Origin of the sequence: Acidovorax sp. WCS2018Noco2-16, from assembly GCF_031843945.1 — a bacterium.
Taxonomy (GTDB): Bacteria; Pseudomonadota; Gammaproteobacteria; order Burkholderiales; family Burkholderiaceae_C; genus Paracidovorax.
Map to the genome: position 1 here is coordinate 337,893 of NZ_JAVTJJ010000001.1, position 19,993 is coordinate 357,885.

Consider the following 19,993-nt stretch of genomic DNA (forward strand, 5'->3'; position numbering starts at 1 on the left):
AATGGCTGCATGAGCGACCGTTCCCAACCTCCATCTGCTGATCGCAGTCACGGCGAACCTCCCCGTTTCTGGCTGATGAAGTCCGAGCCCGAAGAATGCTCCATCGACGACGCATTGGCCGCGCTGGGCAGCACCGTGCCCTGGACGGGCGTGCGCAACTACCAGGCGCGCAATTTCATGCGCGACGCCATGCGGGTCGGCGACGGCGTGCTGTTCTATCACTCCAGTTGCCCAGAACCGGGCATTGCCGGCCTGGCGCGCATCGCCTCCGGCGTGCGGGTCGACCCCACGCAGTTCGACCCCGATTCGCCTTATTACGACCCGAAGTCGTCGCCCGACGAGCCGCGCTGGCTGCTGCTGGACGTGCAGACCACGCGCAAGACGCGGCTGGTCAGCCTGGGCGAGTTGAAAGCGCGGCCCGCTTTAAGCGGCATGCGGGTGCTGCAGCGCGGCAACCGTCTGTCGATCACACCGGTCGAGCCAGCCGAATGGGCGGAGATCGTCGATCACATGATGGGCTGCCGCTCAGCGGGCGAGCCATGACCATCTGGCAAGCCTATTACGACCGCAGTGCCGGCCGCGCACGCTCGCCTCTGCTAGCCCGGGCGCTGCAAGCCTGCTCAGATCACCCTTTAGGAAAAACGGCGCTGGATTTGGGCTGCGGCGCAGGAAATGAATGCCGCACCTTGCTGGACGCCGGCTGGCACGTTCATGCCCTGGACCGGGAGCCTGCTGCCATCGAACGTGTGCGGACTTTGGCTCAAACCACAGAGGCCGGCGTGCTAACCGCCGAAGTGCGTGCGTTCGAAGACGTCACCCACCTGCCTGCCGCCGCCTTGGTCCACGCCGGGCTGTCGCTGCCTTTTTGTGCACCTGAAGCCTTCAGGCGCTTCTGGCAGATCGTTGCCGCGGCGGTCGAGCCAAGAGGGCTCTTCGCCGGCCATTTCTTCGGGCCACAAGATGCCTGGGCTGGTTCTCCCACCATGACGTTTGTTTCCACCGCAGAGCTTCACACGCTCTTCGCCGGCTGGGACATGGTGAGCTTTCAAGAAACGGAAGGCATGGGCCCCAGCATGCAGGGCCCGAAGTACTGGCACCGGTTCGACGTGATTGCAAGAAAGCCGTTGCAGGCCTGACGAAAGACGTTCAGAACCGGAAGTCCAGCGTCTTCGCCCCCTGACCCACCGTCACCGACTGGCGCTTTTGCTGCCCATTGGCGCTGGCTTCCACCGCATAGGTGCCCGCCGGCACTGTCAGCAAACAGATCGGGCCGTTGGCGGTGAAGGTCAGCGGCTGGCCTGCGCCTTGGCCTTCGGGGCGCAGCGTGACCTGCACGTCGGCCTGATAGGCACCGCCAGCGGCAGCGAACAGCAGCGAGAGCGGGTGGTCTTTCATCGCAGCGCGCATGGCAGTGGATTCGTCGATGCCGATGCCGCCGCAGGCGTAGCGCAGTGCGCCCTGGGTCTGCGCGGCTGGCAGTGGGCCTGCGGTCGCAGCGGCAGCAGCGGGCTGTTGGGCAAAAGCCGCCGAACCAAGTGCTGCGCCCGCCAGGGCAATGATGGCGGCGGCGTGGCGAGCGCGGGGCGTGATGGATGTGAAGCGGGGCATGGCGAATCTCCGATAGGCAAAGGCGACATGGTCGTGTCGCGGCGCCCACAAGCCTGTCGGTCACTGGGGCCGTTGCTTGTCAGCCGTTGCCCGCCTCGAACTGCTTTCGCGTCTCAGGACTGCGGCGTGTTGGGCTCCAGATCGGGCGCGCGGTAGACCAGCACTTTCAACGACCGCTCCTCATCCACGTCGGCAAATTCGGCAGGGTTGGCCACGCGGGTGACGAAGGCGAGGTCGGGCGCCAGTTCCTGCATCTGGTCCTGCAGAAAGGCGGTGTTCAATTCAGGCGCGTTCAGGCACAGCAACGCGTGGCCGCCCGGCGCCAGCAGATCCGGCAGGCGGCGCATCAGCCGGGCGTAGTCCTTGGTGGCGACGAAGCTGCCCTTCTGGTAGCTGGGCGGGTCCACGATGACCAGGCCGTACGGGCCGCCGCGCGTGACCTTGCCCCAGGACGAGAACAGGTCGTGCGCCAGAAAGCTGGCCCCAGCCGTCAGCCCGTTGAGCTGATGGTTCTGCTGCCCGATGGCGATGGCGCCGTGGCTCATGTCCACATTCACCACGTGCTTGGCGCCCGCCTGCAGCGCCACCACAGAGAAGGCGCAGGTGTAGGCAAAAAGGTTCAGCACCTTCAGCCCGTATCGGTCGCCGCTGCGGGCGGCCGCGAAGTCGCGCACCCAGCGCCGGCCCTCGGCCATGTCCAGAAACAGGCCGTGGTTCTGCCCGCGCAGCACATGCGCGCGATAGCGCGTGCCGGCCTCGGTCACGGTGTGCGGGTCGGGCACGGCGCCGGCCATCAGGCGTGTCTCGCTGCGGCCTTCGATCCGCAACGCTTCGCCACGATGCTGGAACACCCAGTTGAGCGGCTGGCCCGCAGGCGCGACCTGCTCCCAACGCGCCTGCAGCGCCGCACCGATGGCGGCGAGCTCGTCCTCCGTCACCGGCGCGAAGCTGGTCAGCACAAAGACCGGCGGGTACGCATCCAACGACCACTGCTCGCAGCCCGGTTGCCGCCCGCCCCGGCCATGGAAGATGCGCTGCGCGTCGGTGGGCAGCGGCATGGAGGCGATGGTGTCGAGCAGGGCTTGCATGAGGAGGGTGCGAAACAGAACGGGTATGAAAAGAATGAAAACAGCCGCCACCGCTGACGGTGCGTGCGCTGCAAGCTACTGAATCAATAGCATGGCGGATTATGGAGCGCGCGATGCCACGGTCTGCGGCACGCCTGCCCGGTGGGCTGATACCGGGCGATGCACCCGGCGACATGTGGCCAAAACGCATCTTCGTGCGAGCGTCATGCAGGGAAAAAATGCATCAAATCAGGCCCTAGCGCTTATCTGATAAGCGCAAGCAGCTATATTTTTAATAGCAAACATCCAGGGTGATTCTCCCCGTTACGCTGCGGTGGCCCGGCCACAGCGGTCAGGCTGCACTGAATGTCACGCGTCGGTGGCGCGATGCGCCGGCGACACCGCAGGCGCCAGGCTTTCGGACCCACTGGGCAACAACGCCCCGAGCTGCGCTGGCCCCAGCCGTCAAATCACTTCAACCCCAGCCGCGTCAGCTTCTTGATCAAGCCCACGCGAGAAATCCCCAGCCGCCGCGCCGCCTCCGACTGGTTACCGGCGGCCGCTGCCAGGGTGTCGCGCACCATGCGCACTTCGAGTTCCATCAGCGCAGCGTCCAGCGGGCCGGTACTGCCGGGCGGCGGCGGGCTCGTCGTCAAGCTCGCAGGCGCATCGCTCAAATCCCCGCTGGCCAACTGCAGCAACTCCGCATCCACCTCGCGCTGGCCGGGCATCAGCAGAGCCCCGGCAGATTCGACCACCGCCTTCAGCTCGCGCACATTGCCGGGCCACCCGCGCGCCATCAGCCACGCCAGCGCACCGGCCGATAGGTTGGCGCGTTGGGCCACGCGGTGCAGGAAGCGCGTGGCCAGCAGCGGGATGTCGGCCGGCCGCTCGGCCAGCGACGGGGTGCGCAGCACCACGCCCTTGAGGCGATAAAACAGGTCTTCGCGGAACGTACCGTCGCGCACCATCGCTTCCAGATCGCGGTGCGTCGCAGCCACCACGCGGGTGTCGGCGCGTTGGGGCACGCGGCCGCCCACGGGCACAAAAGAGCCTTCTTGCAGAAAGCGCAGCAGCTTGACCTGCATGGGCGGCGGCATTTCACCGACCTCGTCCAGAAACAGCGTGCCGCCGTGCGCGGCTTCGACCAGGCCGGGCTGGTCGCGGTAGGCGCCGGTGAAGCTGCCCTTCATGTGCCCGAAGAGCTCGCTCTCCAGCAGCTCTGCCGACAACGCGCCGCAGTGGATGGCGACAAACGGCTCTTTGCAGCGGGCGCTGCAGGCATGCAAGGCGCGGGCGACCAGTTCCTTGCCGGTGCCGGTGGGCCCCAGCACCAGCACGCTGACATGCGTGGGCGCCACGCGGCGCACCAGAGCGCGCAGTTGCACGGTGGCCGCCGCCTGCCCCAGCAGCCCCATGTCGTCCAGCGCCTGCCCTGCACGCAGCGCGGCCAACTCCGCATCCAGTCGCGCCTTGCGCAGCCCGCGGGCCACTACAAACCGCAGCATGTCGGGGTCGATGGGCTTGGTCAGAAAATCCCACGCGCCCAGTTCGGTGGCGCGCAGGGCCAGCGCGTGGTCTCCGTGGCCGGTCAACACCACCACGGGCACGCTGGCAAACCGGGGGATCAGCTCCAGCCCGACTTCCGGGTCCATATGGGGCGGCATGGCCAGGTCCAGCAGCACCAGCTCGGGCTGCTGTTTGGCAAAGGCCGCCAGAGCTTGTTCGCCATCGCCCGCCAGCGTGACGGTGTGGCCCAGGTTGCGTAAAAAGGCGCCGCCCAGCCGCTGAAAAGCGGCCTCGTCATCCACCAGCAGCACGTGGCCGTTTTTCGGCTCGCCTGCCGGTGCGGCTCCCGCCTCATCGGCCTGGGGCTTCGTATCGGGCGGCGTGTGTTCTGCGGGGTCGGGCGTGTGGGACGGCATGGCATTCATGGTGGGGTCGTCAAAGGAAAGCGCAGGGTGAAGCAGGTGCTCCACGGCGGCCGCTCGGTGAGGGCCACCGAGCCGCCGTGCGCCGCCATGATGCGGGCCACGATGGCCAGACCCAGCCCCGTGCCGCCCGGGCTGCGCGATGCAAAGGGCTCGAACAGGCGGCTGCGGATTTCAGCCGGCACACCGGGGCCGGCGTCGCAGATGTGCAGCAGCACGGCGTTGTCGACCCGTTCTGCGTCGATGTGCACCGGGCTGTGCGTCGCTGCCGTTTCGGCATTGCCGACACCATCGCTCTCCACCGCGCCGGACGCCATCGCGATGCGCGCGTTCTCCAGCAAGTTGGTCAGCGCCTGGTCCACGCGGCGCGGGTCGGCCTGCAGCAGCAGCGGCTGAGCCAGGCCCGCGCCCAAGCTCACTTCGGGCAGGCGCATGGCCGCGTTGCGCACGTGGGCGGCCAGGTCCAGCTCACGGGGCACCAGCTTCCAGGGCTTGGCAAAGTCCAGCAGGTCGTGCGTCAGGTTGGCAATGCGCGCCACTTGGTCGGCCACCTCGCGCCGCGTGTCGGCGGGCGCGGTGGCCACGGCCATCGAGATGATGTTGAGCGGGTTGCGAATGTCGTGGGCGACGGTGGCCGCCAGCGCACCCAGCTCGGCCAGCCGGGCCTGCAACTGGCGTTCGCGCTCGCGGGCGGCGAACTGCTGGGCTTGCTCGACACGCGCTGCCGCCTCGGCCACCACGGTGCCAAACAGCTCGGCCACGTGGCGCGGCCCGGGCGGCGCGGCGTCCCAGCCGTGCAGAGTGGTCTGCCAGCCTGAAGCGCCCGGCGTGCACAACAGCTGCGGCGTGATGACTGCGCGGGGCGAAGCGGTTGATGAGGGTGAGGCAGCGGCCGGGGCGCCAATGTGCACCTCGACCTGGGTGCCGATGCGTGAGCTCAGCAGCATGGCAGCCTGCTGCGACAGCGCCTCGGGCGTCTCTGCCGACAACAGCGCGCTGCGCCAGGCACCCAGGTCGGCAATCGACACCTCGCCCCCCGGGTAAACCAGCCGTTCGGCCACGCGGCGCACCGGGCCGTTGAGCGCCAGCACGCTGGCCGCCACCGCCAGCCCGCCCAGCCAGCGCGACTCGAACGGCAGCAGCGGCGTGAGCGCCAGCACCACGGCCCCCAGCGCCAGCAGCAACGCCCACACCAGCGCACGGCGCGCCCAGGCGTTGGCCACGAACACGCCGTAGCGCAGGATGCCGTAGACCAAGATCAACGAATACAGCGGCAGGCCCAGCAGCGGAAACGGGTAGATCGGCCAGTTCAGCACCGCAATGCCATAGCCCGCCAAGCACAACAAACCCCACAGGCACGACGCGGTGACGGCGGCAATCTGCCGAAACTTTTGCCCGTCGCCCGACCGGTGCGCGCGCAGCAGGGCCAGCAGCAACACCGCCACGCCGCCAATGCCCAGAATGACCCAGGCCATGCTGGCCACCGTGCCCACCGGGTCTGCCACTGCAATCCATCCGATGTCGGGATGGGCAACCAGGTGCCCCGGCACCAGGATGACGGACACCGCCGTGGCGCTGCCGCCCAGCCCATAGGCTGCCGCAACGCCCCAGCGCCCCAGGTCGACCCGGCAAAACACCGTGCAGAAATGGAAGAACAGCGCAGAGGTGAACGGAGCCGTGGCCAGCAGGCGTATGGCCACCGGTTCGGTCTGCGGGCCCAGCCAGTTGGGCAGCTCGTTGCCCACCATCCACACCGAAATACCGATCAGGAAAGCCGCCAAAAGACGCGCGCCCGCCACCCGGTCGGCCCAGGCCAGCAAAAGGGCCGCGAGCACCAGCGTTTCAAGAACGGCAAACCCGAGGACGGCGTGAATCAGCATGCGCGAAAAGGTGGAGGTGATGAGGGCGCTACACCGGGCGGTGACCTGTTCCTGGCGTTAACGGCCAGGGCTGCGAGCACTGTAAACCAAGTATGCAGGTCGCCAGGCAATTTCCAATGAAATCAAGCACTTGCAGCGGCCACACAGGCTGGCCCGGGTTTCGCAATAGAGAGTGCAACTGCCACTCTTGCAAAGCCCGCCATGTTTGCCCTTTTCAGCCCAGCGCCCCGCCACTGCACCGCCAACCCAACGCACCTGGACGCGGTGTTGGACCTGCGCGCCCTGGCCGGCGCCGCAGCCTGGGCCCGCTTGCCCGCCGCCGTGCAACGCCGCTTTGGCACCGCCCATGCCGACGTCAGCTACCAAGGCCACCTGAACCTGCGCTGCTCGCTGATCGGCCACCTATACGCCGCGCTCACCCGGCCCTGGGGAGGCCCGCTGACCCACATCAACACCACCGCCATGCCGGCAACGGTGAACGTCAGCCACAACGGGCGCGGCGGCGTGGTGTGGGAGCGGCGCTTTCACACCGGCGTGGACACACAAAACGGCAGCGGTAGCAGCACCCACAACGGCAACGACGCAGACCGCACGGTCCGATCCACCAAGGAACTGGGCGCCGACGGCACCCTGCTGGAGCGCACCGACGGCGGCCTGGCCATGTCGCTGGACGTGGTGGAAGAAGACGGCGCGCTGGTGTTTCGCAGCCGCCGCTTCTGGTGGGTGGCGGCAGGCCTGCGCATCCCCGTGCCGACCCTGCTGACACCTGGCACCTGCCGCGTCGCCCACACCGACCTGGGCGCAGGCCAGTTCCGCTTCACGCTGAGCATGGTGCACCCGCTGTGGGGCGAAACCTTCCACCAGTCCGGCGTGTTCACCGATCCCGTGGTGGACACCCTGGCCGACGAGCCAGCTAACCCCGTTGGCACCGCCCCACTCGCCACCGGTTCTTCTACCCACTGAGGGCCTCACACCATGACCGCCATGCACATCATCTTTCTGCTGCTCTCCTTTCAGGCCGCCCTGGGCGCGTTCGACAACTTGTGGCACCACGAACTGGAAGCGCGCCTGCCACACCGCACCTCGGCGCGCTACGAACTTTCGCTGCACGCCGCGCGCGAGGCCATCTACGGCGTGGTCTTCTTCGGCCTGGCCTGGTTTGAATGGCGCGGCGCCTTCGCCGCCGTGCTGGCGGCCCTTCTGCTGATCGAGCTGGTCATCACGCTGGCCGACTTTCTGGAAGAAGACCGCACCCGCCGCCTGCCACCGTTCGAGCGCGTGCTGCACACCGTGCTCACCATCAGCTACGGCCTCTTCCTGGGCCTCATCGCCCCCGTGCTGTGGGCCTGGGTGCAGCAACCCACCGCGATGGTGCTGGCCCCACACGGCTGGGTGTCGTGGTTGTTCACCGCCTACGCCATTGGCGTGTGGGCGTGGAGCGTGCGCAACGTGCTGGCCGCCATCCAGCTCTACCGCATGGCTGCCGAGCCCCCACCGCCCAGCGCCCTGCACGCCCACGGCCTGCAACCCCAGCCCGCCACGCTGGTCACCGGCGCCACCGGCTTTGTAGGCAGCGCCCTGGTGGCCGACCTGGTGCGCGACGGCCAGCGGGTGATCGTGCTGACCCGCGACGCCCTGCAGGCCCGCGCCAGCTTTGGCTCCAGCGTGTGGGTGGTGGACACACTGGACGCCATCCCGTCCGAAACGACCATCGACGCAGTGGTCAACCTGGCAGGCGCCCGCGTGCTGGGCATGCCATGGACCCAGGCGCGCAGACGCCAACTGCTGGCCAGCCGGGTGGACACCACCGTGGCCGTCGTCAGCCTGATGCGGCGCCTGCACAAGGCCCCGCGTGTGCTGGTCAGCGCATCGGCCGTCGGCTTCTACGGCGCATCGCCCAACGCGTCGATGGAGCCCTTGGACGAAACCGCCCCACCCCGCCCGGGCGAGTTCCAGTCCGACCTGTGCGCCGCCATCGAACACGAAGCGCGGAGGGCCGAAGCCCTGGGGGTGCGGGTGGTGCGGATGCGGTTTGGCGTGGTGCTGGGGCATGGGGGTGGCGCTTACCCAATGCAGGCGCTAGCCGCGCGTCTGGGCCTTGGGGCCGCGCTGGGGCATGGGCGCCAGCCTGCTCCGTGGATTCATCTGGCTGACGCGGTGAGCCTGGTGCGGTTTGCAATGGCGCACAACGCTGTGCAAGGCCCCATCAATGCCGTGGCGCCTGAGGCGGTGACGCAGGCCCAGTTTGCGCAGGCCCTGGCTGCATCGCTTGGGAGGCGTGCTTGGCTGCGCATGCCAGGGTTGCCGCTTAGAACCTTATTGGGGGAAATGGCTACTCTGCTGCTGGACGGGCAGAACGCAGTGCCACGTAAAGCGCTGGTTCAGGGATATCGGTTTGTGCACCCGCAGTTGAGTGGTGCGCTGGCAGACCTTGCAGAGCCTGACAGACGTGAAGCAGGTTTGGCTGCGGCAGAATATCAGCAAAAAGAGCTCTAGCGCTTATTAATCAAGCGCCGCTTGCTATCAACGTAATAGCATCGAGCTGTCACATCCCGGCGTACAGCCCACGCTAGATATCGGCTTTACGCTCTGCAGCAACGGGTGGCGCCCAGCCAAGCCGGACGACCTTTGCACGCTAAGCGGTCAGCGCGACGATCCGCTCCTCACCCAGCATATCGAGGACTTTCACGGCAACAACTGACCCCACCGGCGGTGCTGCCAACTCATAGCGTCCAGCCACAAGGTCTTGCTTCCGCTCGGGCACATCAGCCAGAGTCACGTTGAAAACGGTTCCATCGTGATCCGCGTCAATGAGAATGCAGTCCACCACTGCACGCCAGTCCGGTATCTGCGCCCGGAAAATGCCTTCTTGCAAGTCCAGCCGCGCGATGATGCTTGGCGAAACCACGTCGGCAATCGTCACTACCAGCTTGTCACCCTCACGTTGAGCGCTGGCCTGCACCGACATCGGCTCGTGCTTGATAAAGCCCCCTGCCTTACGGTCAGTACGCAACTCAACCAAGTGGATTTTGTTGATAGGCCGGTTGTGGTTGTAGTGCTCCACCCATTCGCGTGCCTTGTGCTCCTGCCCCAGGCTCACAACCAACAGGTCGCGCTCTTCCTCGGGCCGGTTCTTGAGTTCGGTGCGCAGAGCTTCCAAGTCCAGCGGCGTGAGCGGATGGTTCAAGGGGATGATTTTGACCAGCATCTTGCCGCGCGTACCGTCAAAGTACGGGTCGGTGCGGGTGCGTGTGATGCCCAGGTGCTCGCATGCCAGCTCCACGGCCTCGTTGTGCTGGATGTGCAGGTCGTAATCGTTCACACGCCAAGTGGCGAACGTCAACTGGCAGGGCGGTGCCGGTTCATCCTCTCGGGAGATCAATTCACCCTGCGATGCACTGACACGGATGCTTCCCTGCTCTTGCATTACGCCCTGCAGGCGTTTGGCAGTGGTTTGAATTGCGCCCTTATTGATGTCGCATCCGATCCAACGTCGGCCGAGCTTTTGGGCTGCATCTGCCGTCGTTCCCGAACCAATAAAGCAATCCAAAATCAGGTCTCCAGGATTACTGCAACTACTGATAATCCGTTCCAGTAATTCGATTGGCTTTTGAGTTGGATAACCCGTTCTTTCACCCTTGAAGCCAGCAATTATTGACAGGTCCCAGACATCTCTTGTGGGCATTCCCTTGGTTTCTTCTTCGCTGGTAATTTTCCGGGTACCAGTACCTTCATCCAAGATTTGAGTCTTACCACCGAATCGCTTCATGTAGCTTTCAGACGCATCCTCATAGGTCTAATGAAAGGTATGAGAGTTGTCATTGCTTTTTGTATACCAAAAAATGCTGTCATGCATTTGTTGAAAATTGAGTGAATTCGATGGCCAGCGACGATATGACCAAATGATTTCATTTCTGAAATATTTGTTTGCCCCATTGTCCTGACCGAAGACCTCTTCCATTAGCAGCCGCAGCAAATGCCCCTTTGAGGAGTCGCAATGAAGGAAGATACTCCCAGAGTCAGAGAGCAGCTCTTTCAACATCAATAGCCGCTCGTACATGAACTGCAGATAGTTATCGTTGCTCCAGATGTCGGTGTACTGCACCTGCTCACCCAATGCATAGTCTTCACCTTCAACTTTTACAGTCCCTTTGGCACCACGCAACTTCACCGTCCGCACGTAGTCCGCACCACTGTCAAACGGCGGGTCTATGTAGATCAGCTTGACCTGCCCCCGAAAACCGTTTGCCAGCAGGTGCGCCAAAACCTCCTTGTTATCCCCGTGATACAGCAGGCCGCCTTGCGGCAAGTCCTTGGGCCACTTGGACCAGTCGGCTGAACTCGGGGGCAACGGGTGCGCGGCATCTTCCGCACTGAAACGCTCAATATGCTGGGCGGGGAACGCAGTGATATGGCCCAGCGGCTTCTTGCCTACCCAACTCAACATAGGCCGACCCTTGGCGCGGCCTACCGTTACATTTGTCGGCTTCTTCTTGGTCTTGTCTTGTTCGGTCATAACGGTCTATCAGGTGGCCGCAGGTGCGGCGATTACTTTGGCTGTGATGAAGTCCAGCACGGTTTTTTTGCCAGCGTCATGCAGGGCGGTGTCGGCAAACATGACGTGGTAGCTGAGGCGGTCAGGGTTGAGCTGCTCCCAGCGCTTCAAGGCCACGGCCTTGCGGCCTTCCAGCGTTTGAGCTGCCTCACCCAACGCATGGCGGGCCATGTCCGCATCAATGTCCGGGCTGAGCTTGTCGTTCTTCACCTCAACCACGAGGTGCTTGCCATCTGCACGGCGCAGCACGAAGTCCGGCGTGTAGGTGTGCCAGCGCCGATCGTCGCCCAGGTACTCGGCCCGCAGGTCGGTCTTTCCGGCATCGGTGAGGCCGCCCGTGAACCAAAGGCCTTCAATCTGGTGGGGGTGGGCCTGAAGCAGGCCCAACGTCCAGTCCAGAAACTCGGCTTCGGGGTTGGAGTCGAAGTTGTAGCCCTCATAGTGGAAGCTGCTACGCAGGGCGTGCGCGGCGTCGGCGGTCTCGTTGGCCGTCTTGTAGAGGTGCTGGTTTTTCTTATCAAAGCTGATGCGGGCGGTATAGACCGGCTTGCCGTTGACCTCGGTTAGGTCAAAGCCATCAGCCTTGACCAGCGCCACGGCTACCTCGATTTCATCCCATGCCTCTTCGTACTGGTTGCGCTGCGCCTCAATCTGTCGACCCAGGGCAACCATGTGGTGGTCGGGCACTTCCTGCGTTTCGTAGACCAGGCGAAGTGCGGCCAGCAGTTCGGTGGTGGGCAGGTGGTGGCACGCGGCAAGGCGGGCGGCAGCGGTGTAGCAATCCAGCAAGGGAGTGAACGACTCCAGCAGCACGTCTGCGGCATCAAGCCGTTGCATGCGGGTGTCGCCGCTGGCGGTGAGCACAGGGCTCCACGTCTGAACCACGGGGCCAACGGGTGCAGGCACATCGGGCAAGGTGAATACCAATGGCGCGACATCAGCAGGAACTGCCTTGCGCTGGATGCGAAGCACGCGCTTCTTGATCAGCAAAGCTGGCAAGTGCGGCTTGTGCAGGTGAATGGTCTTTTCAACCCGCTCGGCCTGCTGGGTGTCCAGCGCCTTGAGGCTGGTGCCGTAGGTCTCGATCAACTGGTCTTCCAGCGTCTTTTTGTTGCTGGCAGTGAGGTAAACACGGGCGGGCTTGGTATTGCCGGGAACTTGGCGTAGGCATCGGGTGGCGGCCTGCAGCAAAAAGTTGTTGCTGGTCGCCAACTTGCGCACCAGTGCGCAGGCAAACAGGCTGGGGCAATTCCACCCCTCTGTACCCATGTTGACCAGCAGCAACACGCGATGCGGGGCCGCAGGGTCGCGCGCCACGGCTTCAAAGCTGCGCCGGGTCGCCTCGCTGGATTTGTTGTCCACTGCCAGCAGAGTGTCTGGGCCAATGCCGTGAGCCAGTAGTGCGGATTCGATGCTGGGGCGCAACTCGTCGCGGGTTTCGAGGTTGGGAAAGTACAAGGCCAGGCGTGCGGGTGCCCCGTCCTCCAGCACAACGGTCCAATAGTCCGTTACGAAGTCATCAATCACGCTCTGCACCATGCGCTCGGCGTCACCGTCCCCTAGCTCCAGCACCTTGATGCCGTTGGCCAGCTCTTTCAGCACACCATCGCGGATACCCTCGCCCAGCCCGTACCAGACCACCACGTCCCGCAAGGGCTGCCTTTCGAAGTACGGCGTGCCGGTGGCGTTGATGGTGACGATGAGGTTGGTTTCCTGAGCCAGGTAGTCGATGGTGCGGCGCACCTTCTTGATGCCGTCGTCCTTGAATACCAATTCGCCGGATTCTTTGTCCTTCTCCCACTTGCCCAGCAGCTTCTGGCCGTAGGTGTGGTGGGCCTCGTCAGAGAAAACGGCCAGGTGCGGCAATGAAGCGATGGCCTGCAGGCGCAGGTTAGCCATGGCCGTAGCCTCTTCGTCCTTCGTGCCCGCGAACAGCCGACTCTGTGCAGCATTGCGCACAGTCGGTTTCTGGATGCGGATTTTCTCGGTGTTGGTGACGATTACGTTAAAGCTGCTGCCCAAGGTGATGGGAATTTGCTTGTCGCCGTCCCGCGTAAAGGTCAGCTTCAGGCTAGCCGCGAATGGCTTGTGCAGGCGGGCAGGCAACAGACGCTCAAACGGGATGTCCGCCAGTTCCCGCAGGGCACTGAGGATGGTCTTTCCTGGGGCAAAGACCAGTGCGTTCTGCACGAACGGCCCGTCCGGGTACTCCAACGCCATGGCGAACTCGGTCGCGACAATGGAGCCCATGAGGATGGTCTTGCCCGCGCCCATGGCGAGAGCCAGGATGTAGCTGGGGTAGTCCAGTGATATCGTCTCTCGCAGGCTTTCAAGCCCGTGCTTTCGGACAAACGCATTGTCAGAAAGGATCCGCTCTAACAACGGCTCCAGTCCGCCGCCGTCAACCATCGCCTCCAGTAACTCTGGCGAGGTCAGGCCCATAGCCTCGCGACGATCCTTCGGCTTGGGAAACAGGGTGGCATAAAGGTCAGGAATGCGCGGAGTATTCAACAGCAAGCGCAGATACCAATATGTTTCCAACGCCCGGAACTGTGCTCGGCGCAAGTACCGCAACTGGTCGGCAGCCGGGTCTTCCAGCGCGAAATCCAGAATTTCACCGATAGCGGGGAAGTCTGGACACTCGTATCGGGTCTTGCGCCACTCGTCGACATGCACTGCCAACGCTTCAAACAGGTGGTTCATTCGATTGGTAGGTTTTCTTCGTGTAGTTGAGTATCACACTTGTAAAGGTCTCTTTCGGCCCCCCTCGCTCCCCATAAATTCGGCTCACCAACCGTGTACTGAGCAGCGTTTCAGGCCTGCAGTGCGCGTCTGAATCCTGACGCAGGGTGAATGCTGTGGTGCCTGTAAATCGACGCATTTTCCCACCTGGATTTGGGACTGCTAAGGAGCCTGTGCCCCCGCTCTCACCGTACGGCAAATTCTCCCGAAATATCACCTGACTCCGCGTCGTCTCCACCCCGCTGGTCGGCTCCCGCCCATCCCTCAGATTGGCAAAAATCCGCACGCAGTTCATCACCGCGCCCTGCAGGTTCTGCGTGATGACCGCGTCCATCGTCCCGTCGATCAGCAGCGACCGCGTATGCGGCGTGAGGCCGTGGCCGATGAGCACGATCTTGCGATCTCCCCCGGCCTCTTTCAGCGCCCGGCCAATGCCTTCGGTCCCGCCGCCGATGTTGTAGATGCCCGCCACGTCGTCGTGCTGCTCCAGCTGCGCGCGGGCTTGGGGGTAGTTGCGTTCGGCGTCGTTCTGGGCTTCGGGGGACACCCACCGCCTGCAGGAGCGAAAACGGCTCTTCAAACAAAAGCAGGAAACCCGCCTCGCGCTCCGCGTAGGCGCGTTAGTGCTGTGAGCCAACGATCATGCCTACAGAGCGTGGCGTTGACGGCGACTGATGGTGTTGCGGCTCCTCGCGGGGCTTCGACAGGCTCAGCCTGAACGGTTTTGGGGGTTGCGAATCTGGGGACTTTGGTAACTGATGCAAATCTGCTTCGTGGACACATGCAAGCCGATCCGGCACATCCGTCCACCTAGTCCAGACGACAAAAAGCCCGCGCAGGGCGGGCTTCTTGTTCTGGCATCCAGGCCTGGCGCAAGCGCCTTGTGTGCGCTAAGGCGACGGGCGGCGCGCCTGCCGCGACCTCGTCACACGCGTGGAACCGGTGCGCCGGAGTTCACGCACAGCGCCAGGTTCAGCGCCTTGATGGCGGTCTTGTAGTCCTCACGCTCGATCACGAATTGCATGTTCACCTGCCGCAGGGTTTGCGATACGCAGTTGACGTTGACCTCTGCATCGGCCAGCGCCTGCGCCGCTTTGGCCAGCACGCCCGGGATGCTGATGTTGGAGCCGATGGCGCAGACGATGGCGCTGGGCTTGACCGTGACGAGTTGGTAGTGGGCTTGCAATTCACCCACCAGATTGCGCGCGGCCTGGTTGTCCCACACCAGGTGGGCGATCGAGTTGGCGTTGGTCGCCTTCAGGATGTAGCTCACGCCGTGCTTGCAAAAAATGTCCATCAGTCCAGCGTCGAAGCCCACGGTGCCGACCATGCTGGGGTCGTGGATCTCGATCAGCGTGACCTTGTCGGTGCCGGTAACGATCTCCACGCGGGCACGCTCGCCCACAAAGTCTTTGGTGATCAGCGTGCCGGGGTGGTCGGGCTCGAACGTGTTCTTCAAGCGGATGGGGATGCCGGCCAGCTCCATGGGCTTGGCGGCCTTGGGGTGGATGGCTTCCATGCCCACGTCGGCCAGCTGGTCGGCCACGTCGTAGTTGGTGGCGCCCACCACGATGGCGTTTTCCAGGCCCACCAGGTTGGGGTCGGCGGACGACAGATGGAATTCCTTGTGGATCACGGCCTCGACGGGGCGCACCTCGACCGCGATCTTGCTGAAGGTGACCTCGGAGTAGCCGCGGTCGAACTCGCGCATGATGCCTTCGGTGCCCTTGGTGTAGCCGGTGGCCACCACCACCTTGTTGCTCAGGTCCAGGCCCTTGAAGCTGTGGGCAATGCGCTCGTCAATGGTCCAGGCCTCGTTGTCGTCAAAGCCGGCCAGGTCCATCAGCACGGCATTGACGCCGTTGGCCTTGAGGATCTCGACCGAGTTGAATGCGCTGTGCGACTCGCCGATGGAGGCCAGCACTTCGCGCGCGGCCAGCAGCACATCCTTGCGGCTCAGGTAGCCGCTGGCCAGCACGTGCTGCATGGCGCCCAGGTACTCGCGCGCCTGACCGATACGCTGGTCGATGAAGGCATCGGCCACGTCCAGCGGCAAGCGCAGATCGGCATAGCCGGCGTTGATCTTTTTGAGGCTGGCTGCCAGGTTGGTCAGCGCATCCTGGTAGCCGTTGCCTTCGGCAAACAGCGCGTAGATGCCTCGCTCGCCCGTTTTCTTGTGCTCCAGCAGTTGGTTGGTCACGCCCGAATACGCAGACACGACGTAAACCCGGCCGTTAATGCGCTGGGGATCGTGCAGCACGATGTGACGCAGCACATCGCCAAAGGCGGTCATGGAAGTGCCGCCGATCTTCTCGACAGAGATCTTGGAGTTTTGAACGTCTTGCATGGACAGGCAGAGGGGAGCAAACAAAAGGGAAAGGGCCGGGAAGAGCCGCTGCTCTAGTGAGCACTGCAGCCAACCCGGTATTTTCCTTTACTTTTTGGGGAGCACCTTGGCGGGCGCCCGACGGGATCGCCCACCCCCAGGGCTGGCGCCGCCGACTTCTGGCCGGCTGCTATGGCGCTTGTCCTGTTGGGGTTGCCGGCGTCCTGTTGTCGATGGGCTCGTTACTTGCGCTGCGGTGGCACGTCGGTGCAACTGCCGTGCGCAATCTCCGCCGCCATGCCGATGCTTTCGCCCAGCGTGGGGTGCGGGTGGATCGTCTTGCCGATATCCACCGCGTCCGCGCCCATCTCAATCGCCAGGGCGATCTCGCCGATCATGTCGCCGGCGTGCGTGCCCACGATGCCGCCGCCCAGGATCTTGCCGTGGCCGTGGGCCTCGGGTGAATCGTCGAAAAGCAGCTTGGTGACGCCTTCGTCGCGGCCGTTGGCGATGGCGCGGCCGGAGGCGTTCCAGGGGAACAAGCCCTTCTTGACCTTGATGCCCTGCGCCTTGGCCTGGTCTTCGGTCAGGCCCACCCATGCCACTTCGGGGTCGGTGTACGCGACGCTCGGGATCACGCGGGCGTTGAAGGCGGCGGATGCCAGCTCCTTGTTGCCCTGGATCTCGCCGGCGATGACCTCGGCCGCCACGTGCGCCTCATGCACCGCCTTGTGCGCCAGCATCGGCTGGCCCACGACGTCGCCGATGGCGAAGATGTGCGGCACGTTGGTGCGCATCTGGATGTCGACGTTGATGAAGCCACGGTCGGTGACCGAGACGCCGGCCTTTTCCGCTGCGATCTTCTTGCCGTTGGGCGTGCGGCCCACGGCCTGCAGCACCAGGTCGTAGACCTGCGGCGCGGGGGCGGTGCCGCCCTCTTCCGCTGCGGCAAACGTCACCTCGATGCCTTCGGGCGTGGCCTTGGCCCCCACCGTCTTGGTCTTGAGCATGATGTTGTCGAAGCGCTTGGCGTTCATCTTCTGCCAGATCTTCACCAGGTCGCGGTCGGCGCCCTGCATCAGGCCGTCCATCATCTCGACCACATCGAGGCGCGCGCCCAGCGTGGAATACACCGTGCCCATTTCCAGGCCGATGATTCCGCCGCCCAGAATCAGCATGCGCTTGGGAACGCCCTGCAGCGCCAGCGCGCCGGTGGAGTCGACCACGCGTGGATCGTCGGGCATGAACGGCAGGCGCACGGCCTGCGAGCCGGCGGCGATGATGGCGTTTTTGAAGGCGATGACCTTCTTGGCACCGGTCTTTTCCTGCGCGCCGCCGCTGGTTTCTTCCACCTCGAGGTGGTTGGCGCCCACGAAGCTGCCGTAGCCGCGCACGGTGGTCACCTTGCGCATCTTGGCCATGGCGGCCAGGCCGCCGGTCAGCTTGCCGATGACCTTTTCCTTGTGGCCGCGCAGCGTGTCCACGTTGATCTGCGGCGTGCCGAAGTCAATGCCGGCATCTTTCAGATGGCTGGCTTCGTCGATCACGGCGGCCACGTGCAGCAGCGCCTTCGATGGGATGCAACCCACGTTCAGGCACACGCCGCCCAGCGTGGCGTAGCGCTCGACGATGACGACCTTCAAGCCCAGGTCGGCCGCGCGGAATGCGGCGCTGTAGCCGCCAGGGCCACCGCCCAGCACCACCACATCGCAGTCGATGTCGGCACTGCCGCCGAAGCTGGCTGCTTCTATTTTAGGAGCTGCCGGCGCTTGTGCAACGGGCGCTGGAGCCTGTTTTGACTCAGATGTTGGTGCAGATGCCGGTGCAGGTGCAGGTGCTGCAGCTGGGGCCGGCGCAGCGGCTGTGTCGGCAGCCTCCAGCGTCAGCACCACGCCGCCTTCAGCGATCTTGTCGCCGATCTTCACCTTCACCTCTTTGACCACGCCGGCGTGGCTGGAGGGAATCTCCATCGATGCCTTGTCGGACTCGACGGTGATAAGGCTTTGCTCCACCTTGATGGTGTCGCCGGGCTTTACCAGCACTTCGATCACGCCCACTTCGGCGAAGTCGCCGATGTCCGGAACCTTGATATCAATTACTGCCATATCGTCATGCCTCCTGCCGAGCCGCCTCAAGGGAGGCATGCGCCCCCTTGGGGGGCAGCGAATGAATATGAGCTTGGGGGTTCATGCGTGCTCCTTTACAGCAGGATGCGACGGTAATCCGCCAGCACCTGACCCAGGAAGGCGTTGAAACGCGCGGCGCTGGCGCCGTCGATCACGCGGTGGTCATACGACAGCGACAGTGGCAGCACCAGGCGCGGCACGAACTGCTTGCCGTCCCACACCGGCTTCATCTGGCCCTTGGAGAGGCCGAGGATGGCCACTTCAGGCGCGTTGATGATGGGCGTGAAGTGCGTGCCGCCGATGCCGCCCAGCGAGCTGATCGACATGCAGCCGCCCTGCATGTCGGCGCCGCCGAGCTTGCCGTCGCGGGCCTTCTTGGCCAGCTCGCCCATTTCCTGGCTGATCTGGATGATGCCCTTCTTGTCGGCATCTTTGAGCACCGGCACCACCAGGCCATTGGGCGTGTCCGCCGCAAAGCCGACGTTGTAGTACTGCTTGTAGACGAGCGTGTCGCCGTCCAGGCTGGCGTTGAACTCGGGGAATTTCTTCAGCGCGGCCACCACGGCCTTGATGACGAAGGCGAGCATGGTCACCTTCACGCCGGACTTCTCGTTCTCCTTGTTGGTGGAGACGCGGAAGGCTTCCAGCTCGGTGATGTCGGCCTCGTCGTTGTTGGTGACGTGCGGAATCATCACCCAGTTGCGGTGCAGGTTGGCGCCGCTGATCTTCTTGATGCGCGACAGATCCTTGCGCTCCACCGTGCCGAACTTGGTGAAGTCCACCTTCGGCCAGGGCAGCAAGTCCAGGCCCACGCCCGATCCACCACCACCGGCTGGGGCCTTGGCGGCCTGCGCCTTGGTCTGCACGGCGCCGGCCATCACCTGCTTGGTGAAGCCCTGCACGTCGTCCTGCGTGATGCGGCCCTTGGGGCCGGTGCCCTTGACCTCTTCGATCGGCACGCCGAGTTCGCGGGCGAACTTGCGCACCGACGGGCTGGCATGCGGCAGGCCGGCCGTGGGCGTGCCCGGCTGGTGGGCCGGCACGGCGGCTGCAACAGGTGCAGGCGCAGAGGCTTGCGCCGGTGCGGGCGCAGCAGCGGCGGCCTGTGCGGCTGGGGCCGGCGCTGCAGCCGGCGCCGGGGCGGGCGCACCTGCGGCAGCCTCGAGCACGGCCACGAAGTCGCCCACGTTGACCGTGTCGCCGATCTTCACTTTCAATTCCTTCACCACGCCAGCGGCGGGCGACGGAATCTCCATAGAAGCCTTGTCGGACTCAACGGTGAAGAGCGACTGCTCGACCTTCACCGTGTCGCCGACCTTCACCAGCAGCTCAATGACGGCCACGTCCTTGAAGTCGCCGATGTCGGGAATGCGCACTTCCAGCGGGCCTGCAGAAGCGGGTGCCTCAGCCGGCGCTGGTGCTGCTGCGGTGGCAGGCGCTTCTGTTTTGCTAGCAGCTGGCGCTTGTGCAGCGGGCGCTGGAGCCTCTTTTGAATCAGAACCACCGGCTTCGGCCGCTTCGACCACCACGATGATCGAGCCCTGCTTGACCTTGTCGCCGATGGCGACCTTGATCTCCTTGACGGTGCCAGCGTGGCTCGAAGGAATCTCCATCGATGCCTTGTCCGATTCGACGGTGATGAGCGACTGCTCGGCCTTGACCGTATCGCCCGGCTTGACCAGCAATTCGATCACGCCCACTTCGTCGAAATCCCCGATGTCCGGGACCTTGATATCTACCAATGCCATGTGTGTCTCC

The 19,993-nt window shown here is 64.4% G+C and carries 12 protein-coding genes and 2 pseudogenes; 4 read left to right on the forward strand and 10 right to left on the reverse strand.

The features are described 5' to 3' along the window. Positions 1–9: 9 nt before the first annotated feature. Complete coding sequence (locus RQI28_RS01525) at positions 10–543, forward strand: EVE domain-containing protein (RefSeq protein ID WP_311220830.1); 534 nt, start codon at positions 10–12, stop codon at positions 541–543. Next, positions 540–1,136 (forward strand): class I SAM-dependent methyltransferase, encoded by a 597-nt coding sequence (locus RQI28_RS01530; RefSeq protein WP_311230721.1) that lies wholly within the window; start codon positions 540–542, stop codon positions 1,134–1,136. Before RQI28_RS01525 ends, RQI28_RS01530 begins: the two co-directional genes overlap by 4 nt. A gap of 10 nt (positions 1,137–1,146) precedes the next feature. On the opposite strand, the gene RQI28_RS01535 is transcribed toward RQI28_RS01530, so the two are convergent. The 4 genes from RQI28_RS01535 to RQI28_RS01550 form a co-directional block, all read right to left on the reverse strand. Then, a complete protein-coding gene (locus tag RQI28_RS01535; protein WP_311220832.1) occupies positions 1,147–1,608 on the reverse strand; it encodes a carboxypeptidase regulatory-like domain-containing protein in 462 nt (153 codons plus the stop codon). Between the two features lie 113 nt (positions 1,609–1,721). After that, entirely contained in the window at positions 1,722–2,696 is a 975-nt protein-coding gene (locus RQI28_RS01540) for a class I SAM-dependent methyltransferase (protein ID WP_311220833.1), read from the reverse strand. A 449-nt stretch (positions 2,697–3,145) separates the two neighbouring features. Further along, a complete protein-coding gene (locus RQI28_RS01545) occupies positions 3,146–4,609 on the reverse strand; it encodes a sigma-54 dependent transcriptional regulator (protein WP_311220834.1) in 1,464 nt (487 codons plus the stop codon). Further along, a complete protein-coding gene (locus tag RQI28_RS01550; protein WP_311220835.1) occupies positions 4,606–6,486 on the reverse strand; it encodes a HAMP domain-containing sensor histidine kinase in 1,881 nt (626 codons plus the stop codon). The genes RQI28_RS01545 and RQI28_RS01550 overlap by 4 nt, the downstream gene beginning before the upstream one ends. 201 nt (positions 6,487–6,687) lie before the next feature. On the opposite strand from RQI28_RS01550, the gene RQI28_RS01555 reads away from it, so the two are divergent. Both RQI28_RS01555 and RQI28_RS01560 read left to right on the forward strand, forming a co-directional pair. After that, a complete protein-coding gene (locus RQI28_RS01555; RefSeq protein ID WP_311220836.1) occupies positions 6,688–7,449 on the forward strand; it encodes a DUF4166 domain-containing protein in 762 nt (253 codons plus the stop codon). 12 nt (positions 7,450–7,461) lie between these two features. Further along, positions 7,462–8,982: a TIGR01777 family oxidoreductase gene (locus RQI28_RS01560; RefSeq protein WP_311220837.1), complete on the forward strand. Its 1,521-nt coding sequence runs from the start codon at positions 7,462–7,464 to the stop codon at positions 8,980–8,982. A gap of 139 nt (positions 8,983–9,121) precedes the next feature. Here RQI28_RS01560 and RQI28_RS01565 read toward each other — a convergent pair. The 6 genes and pseudogenes from RQI28_RS01565 to aceF form a co-directional block, all read right to left on the reverse strand. Beyond that, a pseudogene (locus RQI28_RS01565) lies at positions 9,122–11,002 on the reverse strand (site-specific DNA-methyltransferase). Between the two features lie 9 nt (positions 11,003–11,011). Continuing rightward, positions 11,012–13,744, reverse strand: a complete 2,733-nt coding sequence (locus RQI28_RS01570) for a DEAD/DEAH box helicase family protein (RefSeq protein ID WP_311220838.1) — start codon at positions 13,742–13,744, stop codon at positions 11,012–11,014. Between the two features lie 232 nt (positions 13,745–13,976). Continuing rightward, positions 13,977–14,433, reverse strand: a pseudogene (locus tag RQI28_RS01575) (substrate-binding domain-containing protein); the annotation flags it as partial. 275 nt (positions 14,434–14,708) lie between these two features. After that, positions 14,709–16,130 carry an aspartate kinase gene (locus RQI28_RS01580; protein ID WP_311220839.1) on the reverse strand — a complete coding sequence of 474 codons (1,422 nt, stop codon included), beginning with the start codon at positions 16,128–16,130 and terminating at the stop codon, positions 14,709–14,711. 221 nt (positions 16,131–16,351) lie between these two features. After that, on the reverse strand, positions 16,352–18,214 hold the full coding sequence (lpdA, locus tag RQI28_RS01585; protein ID WP_311220840.1) for a dihydrolipoyl dehydrogenase: 1,863 nt from the start codon (positions 18,212–18,214) through the stop codon (positions 16,352–16,354). Between the two features lie 95 nt (positions 18,215–18,309). Beyond that, positions 18,310–19,983: a dihydrolipoyllysine-residue acetyltransferase gene (gene aceF, locus RQI28_RS01590; RefSeq protein ID WP_311220841.1), complete on the reverse strand. Its 1,674-nt coding sequence runs from the start codon at positions 19,981–19,983 to the stop codon at positions 18,310–18,312. Positions 19,984–19,993 lie beyond the last annotated feature (10 nt).

Bases quoted from the DNA above. Each gene is read 5' to 3' on its own strand.
- RQI28_RS01545 (WP_311220834.1), bottom strand. From the start codon at position 4,609: ATGAATGCCATGCCGTCCCACACGCCCGACCCCGCAGAACACACGCCG.
- RQI28_RS01570 (WP_311220838.1), bottom strand. From the start codon at position 13,744: ATGAACCACCTGTTTGAAGCGTTGGCAGTGCATGTCGACGAGTGGCGC.
- RQI28_RS01540 (WP_311220833.1), bottom strand. From the start codon at position 2,696: ATGCAAGCCCTGCTCGACACCATCGCCTCCATGCCGCTGCCCACCGAC.
- RQI28_RS01525 (WP_311220830.1), top strand. From the start codon at position 10: ATGAGCGACCGTTCCCAACCTCCATCTGCTGATCGCAGTCACGGCGAA.
- RQI28_RS01530 (WP_311230721.1), top strand. From the start codon at position 540: ATGACCATCTGGCAAGCCTATTACGACCGCAGTGCCGGCCGCGCACGC.
- RQI28_RS01580 (WP_311220839.1), bottom strand. From the start codon at position 16,130: ATGCAAGACGTTCAAAACTCCAAGATCTCTGTCGAGAAGATCGGCGGC.
- RQI28_RS01550 (WP_311220835.1), bottom strand. From the start codon at position 6,486: ATGCTGATTCACGCCGTCCTCGGGTTTGCCGTTCTTGAAACGCTGGTG.
- RQI28_RS01560 (WP_311220837.1), top strand. From the start codon at position 7,462: ATGACCGCCATGCACATCATCTTTCTGCTGCTCTCCTTTCAGGCCGCC.
- RQI28_RS01555 (WP_311220836.1), top strand. From the start codon at position 6,688: ATGTTTGCCCTTTTCAGCCCAGCGCCCCGCCACTGCACCGCCAACCCA.
- aceF (WP_311220841.1), bottom strand. From the start codon at position 19,983: ATGGCATTGGTAGATATCAAGGTCCCGGACATCGGGGATTTCGACGAA.
- RQI28_RS01535 (WP_311220832.1), bottom strand. From the start codon at position 1,608: ATGCCCCGCTTCACATCCATCACGCCCCGCGCTCGCCACGCCGCCGCC.
- lpdA (WP_311220840.1), bottom strand. From the start codon at position 18,214: ATGGCAGTAATTGATATCAAGGTTCCGGACATCGGCGACTTCGCCGAA.